Here is a 13,082-nt window from a genome sequence, read left to right on the forward strand (position 1 = left end):
CTACCGGTGGCCCGAGGAGACGAGTTCCGGGGCGCAGTTGCAGTCCGCCTCGGCCCGCTCGGTCGGGCTCGGCCGCAGGTGGTAGTACATCGCGACGACCATGGGCAGGAAGACCACGGTGTTGTAGAACAGGTGCAGCTCGACCCGGGGGAAGACGAGCTGGGCGATGCTGGTCGGCACCGCCTGGCCGAAGAAGACCACGCCGGCCTGGGCCTGGACGAACAGCAGCAGGTGTTCGATGTGGTGCCAGAACTGGATGGCGAACGCCACCATCCACCACGTACGGGCGCGTCCGACGAAACCCTTGCGCAGGAACCACAGCCCGGCGAGCATCACCAGGGCGTACCCGTAGTGCAGCCACTCGGAGCTGACCAGCCACGGGAACCACTGGCCGAGTACGCCACGGGACTGCTTCACCGGCCGGTCGAGGACCCAGATCTGGAACGCCTGGGTGAGGTGCTCGGCCCAGTGGGCGAGCACGATGAGCATGAACACGTTGAGGGCGACCCGGTGCCGGGCGCCGTTCAAGCGGTCGAGCAGCCCGGTTGCGGAACCGCCAGCCGGGGCGGTGTAGGCCGTCATTTCTCCTCCAGCGGGGGATGGCGTTGGTCGCGGTGCACGAGGCGACAGGGATCGCCACCGTTACAGGTTGTCAGGCACTGTGGACTCGGAGTTGTTCAGGATTGCTCTTTTTCGATGACCCGGACGGCTTGCTCACCGCCCCGGGACCGGCTTCGTGGGCCCGGCCGCCAGGGCTGCCGGGGCGTACCAGGCGCCGACGTGGCGGGCGGTGATCCAACTCGCCCAGGCGGTGACGTCGAGTAGCGCGCTGTCGTCGGGTGCCGTGGCGCGGAACTCCCGGATCACGTGCTCGTCGACCTGGTACGACGCGAACGCGGTCAGCAGGGCCAGCCGCCCCGACGCCTGTTCGGACTCGGGTAGGTCCTCGATCAGCCGCTCGCACCACCGCCGGCTCAGTCCGGTCTCCTCGCCGTTCCACCGGCCGAGCCGGCGCCGGACCAGGTCGCGTACGGCCGGGGTCAGTGCCCGGGTTCCGGCCGCCTCGAACGCTGCGTCGGCTCGTCCCACCGCCGCCGCGATGGCCCGGCTCCCGGCCGCCCACTCCGCTCCGGCGGGCAGCGGGGCCGGCGGGAGCAGGTCCACCGATCGTCCGGCCGGGCGGTCGGCCCGCAACGTGCTGCGCAACATGACGCTCGCCCCGCGCTTGAACCGCCGCCGCCCGGCGGCGTTGAGCCTCGGCGGGATGAGGAAGCTGGACAGGAAGACGTTCACCATCCGGGAGAGGTAGTGCATCGCCACCACCACACCGACCAGCTCGGCCCGTTCCACCGGTCCGAACGGCAGCGCGACCGCGAACGCGGCCTCGGGCTGGTGCGCGATCCGGGCCCAGGTCGCCATGGCGCGGGTGTGCGCGTCGGCGACGTCCTCGACCTTGTCGGCGACCAGGGCCTCCGCGTCGTGCTCGGTGCCCAGCTCGTACATGCCGAGGCTGTGCATGTCGACGCAGTAGGGGCAGATGTTGGCCACCGCGACCGCGGTCGCCACCGCCTCCTTGGTCTCCCGGCCCACCATGTCGACCGGGAGCAGCGTCTCGCGCATGATCATCCAGTACGCCGAGGCGAGGTCGGGCACCGGCGAGTGCAGTTGCACCGGGGGCACGACCAGCCCCATCTCCTCGGCCACCTGGCGGTACACCTCGGCGAGGTGCCCGTCGGCGGCGGCCACCGGTACCGGTGTGACGTACTTGACCTGACGCTGGATCACTGACGCCGCTATTCGCTTGACGACCATGTCGGCCTCCCCTGCCGCGATGCGCGACGAGGCCGCCGGGAGACCGGGACACGGTCGCGCTCATCGATGCCAGTATTGGCACACCGACAGGCCCGGCACCTGGCTGCGACCACACTGAGCACGTTTCGAGAAGGCGCCGCGACACCCGGCGACGGACAACCAGCCGTACGTTCTGCGCACGTTGGAAGAAATCGGCTCCGCCGGATAGGGCCGCCAGCCGGCGAATGTCCACTTTCGAGCACCTCCAGCACGTCAGGAGATGCGCCGCATCGGTGCCAATCGGACCATGAGATGTGGCGGGCCGATATCGATTAACCGTGCGATACCCGGGCCACCATTATGCCTATCCTTCCGCATTCACCCGCCGGTCCGGTAGCAATTATCCAACCGATCCGGTTTCGGTGTGTGCTGACCATTCAGTGCAGGAGGCGAGACCGTGCAAACCGGTACCGCAGACACGGACCAATGGAAGACGATGACGTTGGAGGCGTACGCCGACACGATCGTCCCGGGCGAGCGGCGTACGCCGGACGACCGCGCCGTCGCCGGGATGGCCGACGGTGGCGGCGCGGTCGCCTCCGGAGCGGTGGAACTGCTCGAACTGCCCGGCAGCGGACTGGGTGACATGCTCGAAGGCTTCATGGCGATGCTCAACGGCCACGCCCAGGAGTACGCCGCCGAGCACGACCTCACCCTCGACGAGTCCGTACCGGCCTTCGTCGCGCTGCCGTTCGCCGACCGTACCGCCCTGGTGCTGCGACTGACCGCGCCCGGGCACGAGGAGCGGGGCGTCTGGGTCGGGCTGGCCATGTTCAGCAACATGGCCTTCGACAGCGCGGCGCACATGAGCACCGCCGACGCCCTCGCCGCGGGGCACCCCGGTCTGCTGGCCATCGGCTACGCCAGGCCGGAGCCGGACGGCGTCTGGCGGTTCCCGCGTTTCTCGTACGGCCGTGCCCTGTCCCAGCTCCACCCACACACCACCGCCACCGGGAGCCCCGCATGAGCAGCACGGAACAGACCGACGTCCTGGTGATCGGGAGCGGGTTCGGCGGCGCGATCGCCGCGTACCACCTGGCCGCGGGCGGCGCGAAGGTGGTGGTCCTCGAACGTGGACCGTGGTTGTCGGCCGACGAGTTCGACCAGGACTTCGAACTCGGCAAGTCGTTCACCCGGATCTTCGACTTCACCCTCGGCGACGGAATGAGCCTGCTCGGCGGCAACTGTGTCGGCGGCGGCAGTGTGGTCTATTTCGCGACGATGCCGAGGGCGCCCCGGTTCGTCTTCGAACGCCACGGCAGCATCGGCCGCCGGATGTGGCCGGCCGCGATCAACCGGGACACCCTCGACCCCTGGTACGACCGGGTCAGCGAGGCACTTCCGGTGACGAAGACGAGCTGGGACCAGGTGCCGTACGCCGGTGGGCTTTTTGCCGCCGCCTGCGACCACGCCGGCCGTACGGCGAACCCGGTCCCGTCGGCGGTCGACGTCTCCATGTGCACCAACTGCAACTGGATGATGGCCGGCTGCAAGTTCGACGCGAAGCGGTCCCTGCTGCTCAACTACCTGCCGGCGGCGATCTCGCACGGGGCCGAGATCCGCCCGCTGCACGAGGTGCAGTACCTGTCCCGCAACGACGACGGCGGCTACCGGGTGCACTACTCGACCGTGGACGAACTCGACTACCGGGTGCACCACGAGCACGGCACCATCGACGCGAAGATCGTCATCCTGGCGGCCGGGGCGGGCGCCACCCCGGTGATCCTGCAACGCTCCGAGGAGACCCTCGGCACCATGCCGCACGCCGTCGGCCGTTACTTCTCCGGCAACGGCGAACGCCTCAACACCGCCATCATCGACGAGGACAAGGCACGCGACGTGCTCGGCCTGAGCCGGGAGAACGGGCTCGCGTACGCGGCGAACCAGATCGGCCGTGGGCCGGTCGTGGCGACCTGGGACCACCTGGACGGGAACCTGCCCGAGTTCGACCGGTTCTCCCTGGAGCAGCTCTACTTCCCGCCGGGTCTCGGGACCATCCTCGCCCAGGTCCCCGACGCCGAGGGTCCGAGCTGGTTCGGGGTGGAGAAGAAGGAACTGATGCGGCAGTGGCCGTCCTGGTTGACCATCTTCACCATGTCGGAGGACGACAACGAGGGCGTGTTCGGCCCACCGCCTCCGACCGGCAACGCGAACCGGATCTCCCAGCAGATGCTCGGCCAGGGCGCGTTGCAGTACCGGCCGACGGCGAACACCAGACGCGGGTGGGACCTCTCCGACGCGGAGGTCAAGGCGATCCTGGAGAAGGACGGCCTGTCGCGGGTGATGCCGTGGACGAACGAGGTGGTCGGGGCGTACACGGTGCATCCGTTGGCGTCCTGCCGGATCGGTGACGACCCGGAGACCTCCGCGCTCGACGACCGGCACGAGCTGCGCAACCACCCCGGCATCTTCGTCACCGACGGCTCGGCGGTGCCCGGTGCCCTGACCGTGAACCCGGCGCTGACCATCGCCGCCCTGGCCGAGCGGGCCATGCCCGGCATCGTCCGGGCCGCCCGGGAACGCGGGGTGCAGGTCACGTACGTCGGCGCACTGCCCGAGTCCAGCAGCGCCTCCGTCCGTGCCCCGAGCCTGGATCTCGTCTGATCCCGTCGGCACCGGCCCCGATCCAGGGGCCGGTGCCACCCTCCTCTACCCGCTCCTGATCGGAAGGGAACCCGCATGAGTGGGTTGATCGAACGGGCGACGCGCCGCCCGGCCACCGCACACGTACGGCACGTCCAGGCGGTCCCGCCACTGGCCGCGACCGGGTTGGTCGCCCAGGTGTACCGGCAGGTCGAGCGGGACTTCGGCATGCTCGCACCCCCGATCAGCCTGCACTCACCGGCGCCCGACGCACTCGCCGCGTGCTGGCTGATGCTGCGCGAGGCGCTGCTCGCCCAGGGGAGGGCGACCCGGGAGGCGAAGGAGGCGGTCGCCGCCGCGGTGTCGGTGGCGAACCGGTGCCCGTACTGCGTGGAGGTGCACGGGGCCACGCTGCGCGGACTGCTCCGGGGCGAGTCGGCAACGGCAGTGGCCGAGCAGCGGTGGGACGACGTGACCGATCCCCGCCTGCGCGCGATCGCCCTCTGGGCCGGCGCCTCCGGCCTCGGTACGTCCATCCCCGCCGGGCCGGTGCCGTTCACTCCGGAGGAGGCGCCCGAGCTGATCGGGGTCGCGGTGACGTTCCACTACATCAACCGGATGGTGAACGTCTTCCTCGTCGACTCGTTGCTGCCGGCCGGCATTCCCGGTCCCGCCCTGCCGGGCGTACGCCGGGTCGCCGCCTGGCTGATGGGTGCGCTGGCCCGCCGTACGGTCGAACCGGGCGACTCGCTCCGGTTGCTGCCGGCGGCCCCGCCCCCGGCGGACCTGCACTGGGCCGCCGGTGACGCGACCGTCTCCGACGCCTTCGCCCGCGCGTACGCCGCGATCGACGCCGGCGCCCCGACGGTGCCGGCCGGCGCCCGGGCGCTGATCCTGGAACGCCTCGCCGACCCGGCCGCCGAACCGCCGGGGCTCAGCGCCCGGGTCTGGGCCGACGCCGCCGTGGCGGGCCTGCCGGAGGCGGAACGCCCGGCGGCCCGGCTGGGGCTGGTGACCGCCTTCGCCTCCGCGCAGGTCAGCTCGGAACTGGTCGACGCGTTCCGGCGGGCCCATCCCGGCGAGGACACGCTGATCGAGTTCACCTCGTGGGCGAGCCTGGCCGCGGCCCGGCAGGTCAGTACGAAGCTGACCCCCGCCGGTACGACCCCGCCCCCGGCCGCGCGGCACCTCGAAGCATGACCACCACCCGACCGGCACCCCGGAGTACGACCACGCCCAGGCCGGTCAACCCGTGGGCCGCGCTCGCCGTGCTCTGCCTGGGCAACTTCCTGATCCTGCTCGACACGAGCATCGTCAACACCGCCGCGCCGGTCATGATGAGCTCGCTCGACACCGGGATTGGCACGGTGCTGTGGGTCCTCAACGGGTACCTGCTGGCACTGTCCACCCTGCTGATCGTCTTCGGCCGGCTCGGTGACCTGGTCGGCCCGCGTACGGTGTTCGTCGCCGGGCTCGGTGTCTTCGCGCTCGCCTCACTGCTCTGCGGCGCGGCGCAGAGCCCGGGGCAGCTCATCGCCGCGCGGGTGCTCCAGGGCATCGGCGCGGCGGCGTTGCTGCCGCAGGCGCTGGTGCTGCTCTCCGCGATCTTCCCGCCGGCCCGTCGGGGTGCGGCGTTCGGGATCTTCACCGCCGTCGCCGGCATCGCCGCGGTCAGCGGACCGACGGCCGGTGGCCTGATCGTCACCCACCTCGGGTGGCAGTGGATCTTCTACGTCAACGTGCCGCTCAGCCTGGCCGGTATCGCGCTGGCCCTGCGGTTCGTACCGGACCTGCGCCAGCCGCGACCGAAGAGTTTCGACCCGGTCGGGCTGGTCCTGGCCACTCTCGGCCTCAGCGGCCTGGTGTACGCGCTGGTCGAGGGGGAGCGGCACCACTGGGGCACGATCGTCGGCCCGGTCACGGTCCCCCTGGTCCTGCTCGCCGCCGGTCTGCTCCTCGGGCTCTTCGTGCTCTGGGAACGGCGCCAGCCCGAACCGCTCGTACCGCTCGGGCTGCTGCGCGACCGCGGGTACGCGATCCCCACCGTGATCACCCTGATCACCTCGTTCGCCCTCTACGGGTTCCTGCTCGTCTTCGTCATCGAAACCCAGACCCTGTACGGCATGACCCCGCTGATGTCCGGCCTCGCCGCGCTGCCGTGGACGATCACGCTCAGCGCGGTGGCCCCGGTGGCGGGACGGCTCGCCGACCGGCTCGGCGGCCGGATCCTGCTCGTGTTCGGGCTGGCCGCGTTCGCGCTCGGGGTGCTGGGCATGGCGTACCTGCCGGCGCGGGACTCGGGCGTGTGGGTGTTCTTCGCGCCCCTGGTCCTGATCGGCATCGGGATGGGCGCGGCGATCGCACCGACCACCACCGAGGCGATGCGCGGCATCGTCCCCGCCCAGGCCGGTGCCGCCTCCGGGGTGCTCAACACGGCCCGCCAGGTCGGCGCGGCGCTCGGTGCCGCCGTGATCGGTGCGGTGCTCCAGAACCGGCTCGTCGCCTCGTTGCACGACTCCGCGCAGCACCAGGCGGGTCTGCTGCCACCGGAAGCGCGGCCGGGATTCGTGGCCGGTTTCGCCGACGCGACCGAGCACGGCCTGCGTCTCGGCAGCGGCCAACAGGGCGGTTTCACCGTCCCCGACCACCTCCCCCCGCCCCTGGCCGAACAGGTCGAACGCTCAGCCGCCGACGCCTTCGGCGACGCCCTGCTAGCCGCAGCCCGCCCAACCCTGACCGTGGTAGCCACCGTCCTACTCCTCGGCGCCCTGCTAGCCACGTTCATGCCCCCCCCGCCGCCCCTAGCCCCACCCCTGCCGACGATCTTGCACTTGTGGTGCCCCGAATCGCGTTGATTGTTGGGGTTTGTTTACCACCACAAGTGCAAGATCGTCGCGGTGTGCCTTCGGCTAGGGGCGGTGGGCGGTGGCGAATTGGCCGGGGCGGCGGCCGGGGCCGGCGGGGCCTCGGTAGGCCTGGGCGATGTTGAGCCACTGTTCGGCGTCGGGGCCGGTGGCGACCAGGTCCAGGTCGTCGCGGTGGCGGCGCCGGGTGACCAGGAGGCAGAAGTCGACGGACGGGCCGGTGATCCGCTGCTCGGCGTTCTCCGGGCCGCTCACGAACGGCGCCCCCGACGGCAGGGTGAGCTCGAACCGGAACTCCACCTCCGGCGGGGTCAGGTTCCGGGACAGGTAGCCGAAGTCCCAGGTCCGGACCGCGAACCCGACCAGGTGGGCGATCCGGTCGGTGAATTCCCGCCGTACGCCGAGCGCGTCGGCGATGTCCTGACCGTGCCCGAACAACTCCATCATTCCGGCGGCGGCGAGAACCGGCGCGGGCAGCGGCCGGACCAGCCACGGTACGACCTTGCCGGCCGGCACCGACGCCAACGCCTGTTCCGCGTTCGCCCGTTCGGACCGCCAGTGCCCGAGCAGGACCTGCGGTGGCGCGGCGAGGAACGGTGCCATCGCCGCGTCGACGTTGGCCCCGAAGTCGGGGCTCAACTGCTTCGTCATGGCCACGAACCCTTCGGGCTGTGACGCGGCCATCGCGGCCAGGTGGAAGGTCGCGGCCAGGTGGGCGACCTGGTGGGCGATCGTCCACCCCTCCGACGGGGTGGGCAGCCCCCACTGGGCGTCGTCGAGGTCCGCCAGCAGACCGTCGACGTCGTTTCCGTCGGCTATCAAGGCGGGGATCACATTCTCCGGTGTTGTCACGCGTGTCTCCTCTCACTGTCGGCCGGCTTCCGGTCCGAAGGGGACGGACCGGGCCCGCCGAGGCACCGGCCCGCCCGGTCACCCTCGCGACACGGCGAGGCGCTGAGCACGCCGACCGCTCCATTGATGCAGTCCGATCAAGCTTCGCCTCGGCCGACCTGCGCTGTCTTCTCTGTGCATGCGGAGTCGCCATTCCGCACGATTCGGCCCCGATTCGAATGGGCCCGGCCGACGATCGCGGATTCGGCACGATGGAAGAAGGCCGGCCCGGCAATCTGTCCTACGGTCGGGAAATGCGGGTCTACGACATGATTGTCGACGAGCGTCGACGGGCCGCGGACCTGCTCGCCGGCCTGACCGTCGACCAGTTGCGCACCCCGAGCCTGTGTACGGGGTGGACGATGCACGACATCGCCGCGCACCTGGTCAGCTTCCTGCGGTTCGGTCAGGTCAAGCTCTACCTGGGCATCGCGGCCACCGGGGCGGACCTCGACCGGGTCAACGTCACCCTCACCCGCTGGTACGCGAAACGCGGCTCCGACACGCTGATCGAACAACTGCGCCGGAACGCGTCGTCGCGTACGACGATTCCCCGATCGGGATACGATCCGGTGCTCGCCGACATCGTTCTGCACGATCTCGACATCCGGCGCCCGCTCGGTATTCCGCGAATCCTTTCCGAGGAACGGTTGTGGGTGGCGTACCAGCATCTCGCGGCGAAGCCGTCGCCCGGATTCGCGCTGGGCGGGCGGCTGCGCGGGCTGCGTCTGGTGGCCGACGACGCTGGCTGGGACCACGGCACCGGCGCGGTCGTACGCGGCGACGCCGAGCCGCTGGTGCTGGCGATGGGCGGCAGGATCCCGGCGCTGGACGAGCTGACCGGTGACGGGGTGCCGGTGCTGCGCGAGCGGTTGACCTCGGCGACGAGGACGCCGGCCATGCAGCGGCTGGGCCGGGTGGTCGACGTGGTGCTCAGCCCGCCACCACGGGAGCGTCGGTCCCGCGACGCGGTCGGACCGGGTTCCGTGACCGGTTAGGTGGCCCGTCGTCGGCTGTCCGAAAGCTGGGTACCCGGCGGACTATCCGCCGTTCGCTCTCGTACCGGGCGGATGGCCGGAAAAGCTTCATTGTGCGGTTGGCGCGGTGAGAAATCGTTGCGGAGCTTGATCGGTCGCTCGATGATGATCGCAATCGGTCCACTGTGCACAACCGAGTCAGGAGCGGACATGCGCCTGTCCCGTACGGGATTCCACCGTGCCCTGCGAGTCGGGGCTGTCGCCCTGGTCGCGGGCATGCTCGTCGCCGCGGCCGGAGGGCCGGCCTCGGCCGACCGTGGGGGAGGTGGCCCGCTCATCCCGCAGTACCCCAAGCCGGACAAGCCCTGCACCACGGCCAACCTCGGCGAGACGGCCTTCGTCGTCAACGCGGCCGAGGTGAACCCCACGCTGACCCACTTCCTCGCGATCCACATCACCGCCGGCACCACGGGCGAGCACACCGAGACGCTCGAGACGGTGACCCAGGTGACCACGCAGGTCGGGCAGAGCACCGAGATCAGCACGAAGGGAACGCTCGGCCTCGTCGAGGTCGCGGCGAAGGTGGGCTTCACCGTCCAGACGACCACCTCGACCACGAACAGCACGTCGGTCACCGACACCTGGAACTTCTCCGCGCCCGGCTACTACGGCCTGTACAAGGGGACCAGGGCGGTGGCCGGCACCTGGCTCGAGTACCAGTGCTACCGGCTCCAGTCGGGCGGGACCACCACGCACCCGACCTGGTTCCAGGTCGGCGGCCTGACGAGCTACACCACCTTCTCCGTGATGGAGGCGGGCACCATCGGCTGCTTCGACACCCCGCCGTCCGGCTCCGTACGGTTCCAGGCGCGGCTCTACCTCGGCTGCTGATCCGTTCCGGACGCCCGGCCGGGACCTCCCGGCCGGGCGTTCGCCGTCGCCGCCGCCCGCAGCGCGTCGAGCAGGCCGTGCAGCGCCGGCCGGTCCGGTGACGACTCCCGTACGGCGGCGTAGATGATTCGCACCGGGACCGGGTTGCGAACCCGGCGTACGACAACGGCGGGGTGGCGGTTGCCCAGTCCCATCTCCGACGCCGGGTCCGACGCCGACGAAGCCCTGTGCGGTGGCGTGGTCCGCCGCCACCCGCGCCCGCTGTGGTGACCGGCCTCCGGTTCGGCTTCGCCTCACCACGCTCACCCTGCCCGCTGGCTCGGCCGGCCCGTCGACACCCACCCTGACCGCGATCGTCGCGGTCGTCGTGCTCGGCACCCTGGGTACGGGGGTCACGTTCCACCTCAACGCCCGGCTCATCGCCACCGAGGGCCCGGTCACCGCCGCCACCGTCGGCTACCTGCTGCCGGTCGTCTCGGTGGCCCTCGCCGCGCTGGTCCTCGACGAACGGCTCAACCCGCGCATCCTGGCCGGCATGGCGGTGGTGCTCGTCGGCGTCGGCCCGACCCGCACCCGGCAGGCGCTGCCCGCTCCCGCGTCGCCCGGTCCGGTGCCGCCACCCGCTCCGGCACCCGATCAGGAGGAACAGCAGGTGGGAGCCCTGGGCCGGGGCTGACCCAATGTCCTTGGCGGAGGCAACGATGTCTTGCTGGACAACAGTGTGTGCCACACACTATAGTTTGACGCATGCCGAGCGATGACATCCTCCGGACGCACCTCCAGGAACTCCGACGGGGCACGGTGGTCGCAGCGAGCCTGGTCGCACTCCGCCAACCCGGCTACGGCTACGCCCTGCTCCAACGGTTGACCGACCACGGCTTCCCGGTCGACGCGAACACCCTCTACCCGCTGCTGCGTCGCCTTGAGGAACAGGGCCTGCTGACCAGCGAGTGGAACACCGACGAGAGCCGACCGCGCAAGTTCTACCGCACCAGCGAGGACGGGGAGACCATCCTGGGCCGACTCCTCGACGACCTCGCCGCCATCCAGACCTCGATGACCGGGCTGATTGAAGGAGCCGACCGATGAACTCCCTGACCGACCGCTACCTCGCCGCGACCCTGACCTCCGTACCCGCGCAGCGGCGCGACGAGATCGCCGCCGAGCTGCGCGGGTCGATCGAAGACATGATCGAGGACCGGGCCGGCAACGGACAGGACCCCGCCGCCGCCGAACGGGAGGTCCTCACCGAACTCGGCAACCCTGACCGCCTCGCCGCCCGGTACGCCGACCGCAGGCTCCAGCTCATCGGCCCGAAGTACTACCTGCACTGGGCCAAGCTGCTGAAGACGCTGCTCAGCTTCGTACCGGCGATCGTCGGGACCGTGGTCGCGATCGTCGACGCCGCCGACGACGGGAAGATCGGTGGGGCGATCGGCTCCGGGATCGGCGTCGCGATCGAGGTCGCGGTCCAGATCACCTTCTGGGTGACCCTCGGATTCGCCATCGCCGAACGCACCAACACCCCGCTCGGCCTGCCCGAGTGGAACGTCGACCAGCTCCCCGCCGTACCGGTGAAGCGGGAGATCGGCCTCACCGACGCCATCGCCGCGGTCTTCACGATCGGGCTGACCATCGCCTACCTGGTCCTGCAGCACTTCCACTCGTGGCTGGAAACCGACAACGGGACCAACATCCCGATCATCGACCCGGCGTTGTGGACCTCGTGGCTTCCGGTCCTGATCGGTGTGCTGGTGATCAGCGCGGGCTTCGAGATCGTCAAGTACCGCGTCGGGCACTGGACCTGGGCCCTGGTCGGCGGCAAGGTGCTGCTCAACCTGGCCTTCGCCGTACCGCTGGCCTGGCTCCTGCTCAACGACCAACTGCTCAGCCCGGCCTTCGTCGGACACCTCGACTGGCTCGGCGAGGGCGACAACCTCAGCACCCTCGCCACCTCCATCACCGTCGGGATTGCCGTCATCACCGTCTGGGACATCATCGACAGCATCATCAAGACCCGGCGCCGCACCGCCTGACCCACCCGGCCCGACCGGCCGCCACCCCCGTCACGTACCAGACGTGGCCGGGGTGGCGGTTCGGTGTGTGGCGGGCACGGAATGGGCGAGCCGGCGGTGCGCGGTCGGACTCATCCCGTGGATCCGCTTAAAGGCCGCGCTGAAGCCGAACGCGTCCGCGTACCCGACCTGGTGCGCCACGGCGGAAACTGTCGCGGTTGACCCGGTCAGCAGGTCCGCGGCGAGCGTCATCCGCCAGTCCGTCAGGTACGTCAGCGGAGGCTCACCCACCAGCTCAGTGAACCGTTTCGCCAGCGTCGTACGGGACACCCCGGCTCGGGCGGCCAGCGACGCGAGGGTCCACGGTTGGTCCGGTGCCTCGTGCATGGCCCGCAACACGAGCCCCACCGTGTCGTCACCCAGTGCCCGATACCAGTCGGGCGGCTCGGCGCCCGGCTGGTCGAACCAGTCCCGCAGGGTGCAGACCAGTAGCCAGTCCAGCATCCGGTCCAGGACGATCTGCCGACCCGGTCGGCACGCACCGAGCTGCGAGTCCAGGTAGTCCCGAAGCGACGCGCAGTCATGGTCGTCCGTCGCGACCAGTACGGGCGGAAGCACCCCCAGCAGCCGCTGCGGCGCCCGACCCTGGACGTGGTACGCCCCGGCCAGCAGCACGGACCGCTCGGCCGGATCGACGTCCGGTGACCCGGTCACCCGCGACTGCCCGCAGTGCACGTCCCGGACCTGGCCGGGCCGGAACTCCGACAGGGGTTCGGTGGAGAACACAAACGGCTCCGGTCCACGTACGACAACCGCCTCACCGAGCCGTACCTGACGGGGCTTCTCGCTTGCCGGGTGGCTGATCCAACCCTCGCCGCGCAGCGGCACGCACAGGGTCAGGGGTGCGCCGCCGACGAACCGGAGGGCCCCCGGCGGCGACAGCACCGACCGGCCGAACGCGGCGCCGTCCGCGCGTACGCCGCGCAGCAGATCGTCGAACGGGTCCATGA

General features: G+C 70.7%; 14 protein-coding genes. 9 read left to right on the top strand and 5 right to left on the bottom strand.

Features of this window, described 5'->3' with window-relative positions:
* Together ACWEFB_RS03270 and ACWEFB_RS03275 are read right to left on the bottom strand one after the other, a co-directional pair.
* Entirely contained in the window at positions 1-582 is a 582-nt protein-coding gene (locus ACWEFB_RS03270; protein WP_452281741.1) for a hypothetical protein, read from the bottom strand.
* 132 nt (positions 583-714) lie between these two features.
* A complete protein-coding gene (locus ACWEFB_RS03275; protein WP_452281743.1) occupies positions 715-1,812 on the bottom strand; it encodes a carboxymuconolactone decarboxylase family protein in 1,098 nt (365 codons plus the stop codon).
* Between the two features lie 475 nt (positions 1,813-2,287).
* Here ACWEFB_RS03275 and ACWEFB_RS03280 point away from each other — a divergent pair, with 475 nt between their 5' ends.
* The 4 genes from ACWEFB_RS03280 to ACWEFB_RS03295 all read left to right on the top strand — a co-directional run bounded on the left by ACWEFB_RS03280 (position 2,288) and on the right by ACWEFB_RS03295 (position 7,289).
* Complete coding sequence (locus ACWEFB_RS03280) at positions 2,288-2,818, top strand: DUF5987 family protein (protein WP_452282108.1); 531 nt, start codon at positions 2,288-2,290, stop codon at positions 2,816-2,818.
* Complete coding sequence (locus ACWEFB_RS03285; protein ID WP_452281745.1) at positions 2,815-4,455, top strand: FAD-dependent oxidoreductase; 1,641 nt, start codon at positions 2,815-2,817, stop codon at positions 4,453-4,455. Before ACWEFB_RS03280 ends, ACWEFB_RS03285 begins: the two co-directional genes overlap by 4 nt.
* 75 nt (positions 4,456-4,530) lie before the next feature.
* The gene (locus ACWEFB_RS03290) at positions 4,531-5,634 is read left to right on the top strand and encodes a carboxymuconolactone decarboxylase family protein (protein ID WP_452281747.1); all 1,104 of its coding nucleotides are present in this window, start codon (positions 4,531-4,533) and stop codon (positions 5,632-5,634) included.
* Positions 5,631-7,289 (top strand): MFS transporter, encoded by a 1,659-nt coding sequence (locus tag ACWEFB_RS03295; protein WP_452281749.1) that lies wholly within the window; start codon positions 5,631-5,633, stop codon positions 7,287-7,289. Before ACWEFB_RS03290 ends, ACWEFB_RS03295 begins: the two co-directional genes overlap by 4 nt.
* A gap of 54 nt (positions 7,290-7,343) precedes the next feature.
* Here the strand turns inward: ACWEFB_RS03295 and ACWEFB_RS03300 are convergent, their stop codons facing one another.
* Entirely contained in the window at positions 7,344-8,150 is an 807-nt protein-coding gene (locus ACWEFB_RS03300; RefSeq protein ID WP_452281751.1) for a TIGR03084 family metal-binding protein, read from the bottom strand.
* 293 nt (positions 8,151-8,443) lie between these two features.
* Between ACWEFB_RS03300 and ACWEFB_RS03305 the strand changes: the two genes are divergently transcribed.
* Both ACWEFB_RS03305 and ACWEFB_RS03310 read left to right on the top strand, forming a co-directional pair.
* Positions 8,444-9,187: a maleylpyruvate isomerase family mycothiol-dependent enzyme gene (locus ACWEFB_RS03305; protein WP_452281753.1), complete on the top strand. Its 744-nt coding sequence runs from the start codon at positions 8,444-8,446 to the stop codon at positions 9,185-9,187.
* 189 nt (positions 9,188-9,376) lie between these two features.
* Entirely contained in the window at positions 9,377-10,057 is a 681-nt protein-coding gene (locus tag ACWEFB_RS03310) for a hypothetical protein (RefSeq protein ID WP_452281755.1), read from the top strand.
* Here ACWEFB_RS03310 and ACWEFB_RS03315 read toward each other — a convergent pair.
* Positions 10,042-10,251, bottom strand: coding sequence for a hypothetical protein (locus ACWEFB_RS03315; RefSeq protein WP_452281757.1), 210 nt, complete (start codon positions 10,249-10,251; stop codon positions 10,042-10,044). The genes ACWEFB_RS03310 and ACWEFB_RS03315 overlap by 16 nt on opposite strands.
* Positions 10,252-10,289: 38 nt before the next feature.
* Between ACWEFB_RS03315 and ACWEFB_RS03320 the strand changes: the two genes are divergently transcribed.
* From ACWEFB_RS03320 to ACWEFB_RS03330, 3 genes are all read left to right on the top strand, one after another.
* Positions 10,290-10,733, top strand: coding sequence for an EamA family transporter (locus ACWEFB_RS03320; RefSeq protein ID WP_452281759.1), 444 nt, complete (start codon positions 10,290-10,292; stop codon positions 10,731-10,733).
* Between the two features lie 71 nt (positions 10,734-10,804).
* Positions 10,805-11,146, top strand: a complete 342-nt coding sequence (locus ACWEFB_RS03325) for a PadR family transcriptional regulator (protein ID WP_452281761.1) — start codon at positions 10,805-10,807, stop codon at positions 11,144-11,146.
* Positions 11,143-12,093, top strand: a complete 951-nt coding sequence (locus tag ACWEFB_RS03330; protein ID WP_452281763.1) for a permease prefix domain 1-containing protein — start codon at positions 11,143-11,145, stop codon at positions 12,091-12,093. Before ACWEFB_RS03325 ends, ACWEFB_RS03330 begins: the two co-directional genes overlap by 4 nt.
* 30 nt (positions 12,094-12,123) lie before the next feature.
* On the opposite strand, the gene ACWEFB_RS03335 is transcribed toward ACWEFB_RS03330, so the two are convergent.
* Positions 12,124-13,080 carry an AraC family transcriptional regulator gene (locus ACWEFB_RS03335; RefSeq protein ID WP_452281765.1) on the bottom strand — a complete coding sequence of 319 codons (957 nt, stop codon included), beginning with the start codon at positions 13,078-13,080 and terminating at the stop codon, positions 12,124-12,126.
* Between the last annotated feature and the right edge of the window lie 2 nt (positions 13,081-13,082).

This window comes from Micromonospora sp. NPDC004704 (assembly GCF_053601675.1).

What these genes read in the sequence shown, in the direction of transcription:
- ACWEFB_RS03270 (WP_452281741.1), bottom strand. Translation starts at nt 582, where the DNA reads ATGACGGCCTACACCGCCCCGGCTGGCGGTTCCGCAACCGGGCTGCTC.
- ACWEFB_RS03275 (WP_452281743.1), bottom strand. Translation starts at nt 1,812, where the DNA reads ATGGTCGTCAAGCGAATAGCGGCGTCAGTGATCCAGCGTCAGGTCAAG.
- ACWEFB_RS03280 (WP_452282108.1), top strand. Translation starts at nt 2,288, where the DNA reads ATGACGTTGGAGGCGTACGCCGACACGATCGTCCCGGGCGAGCGGCGT.
- ACWEFB_RS03285 (WP_452281745.1), top strand. Translation starts at nt 2,815, where the DNA reads ATGAGCAGCACGGAACAGACCGACGTCCTGGTGATCGGGAGCGGGTTC.
- ACWEFB_RS03290 (WP_452281747.1), top strand. Translation starts at nt 4,531, where the DNA reads ATGAGTGGGTTGATCGAACGGGCGACGCGCCGCCCGGCCACCGCACAC.
- ACWEFB_RS03295 (WP_452281749.1), top strand. Translation starts at nt 5,631, where the DNA reads ATGACCACCACCCGACCGGCACCCCGGAGTACGACCACGCCCAGGCCG.
- ACWEFB_RS03305 (WP_452281753.1), top strand. Translation starts at nt 8,444, where the DNA reads ATGCGGGTCTACGACATGATTGTCGACGAGCGTCGACGGGCCGCGGAC.
- ACWEFB_RS03310 (WP_452281755.1), top strand. Translation starts at nt 9,377, where the DNA reads ATGCGCCTGTCCCGTACGGGATTCCACCGTGCCCTGCGAGTCGGGGCT.
- ACWEFB_RS03315 (WP_452281757.1), bottom strand. Translation starts at nt 10,251, where the DNA reads ATGGGACTGGGCAACCGCCACCCCGCCGTTGTCGTACGCCGGGTTCGC.
- ACWEFB_RS03325 (WP_452281761.1), top strand. Translation starts at nt 10,805, where the DNA reads ATGCCGAGCGATGACATCCTCCGGACGCACCTCCAGGAACTCCGACGG.
- ACWEFB_RS03330 (WP_452281763.1), top strand. Translation starts at nt 11,143, where the DNA reads ATGAACTCCCTGACCGACCGCTACCTCGCCGCGACCCTGACCTCCGTA.
- ACWEFB_RS03335 (WP_452281765.1), bottom strand. Translation starts at nt 13,080, where the DNA reads ATGGACCCGTTCGACGATCTGCTGCGCGGCGTACGCGCGGACGGCGCC.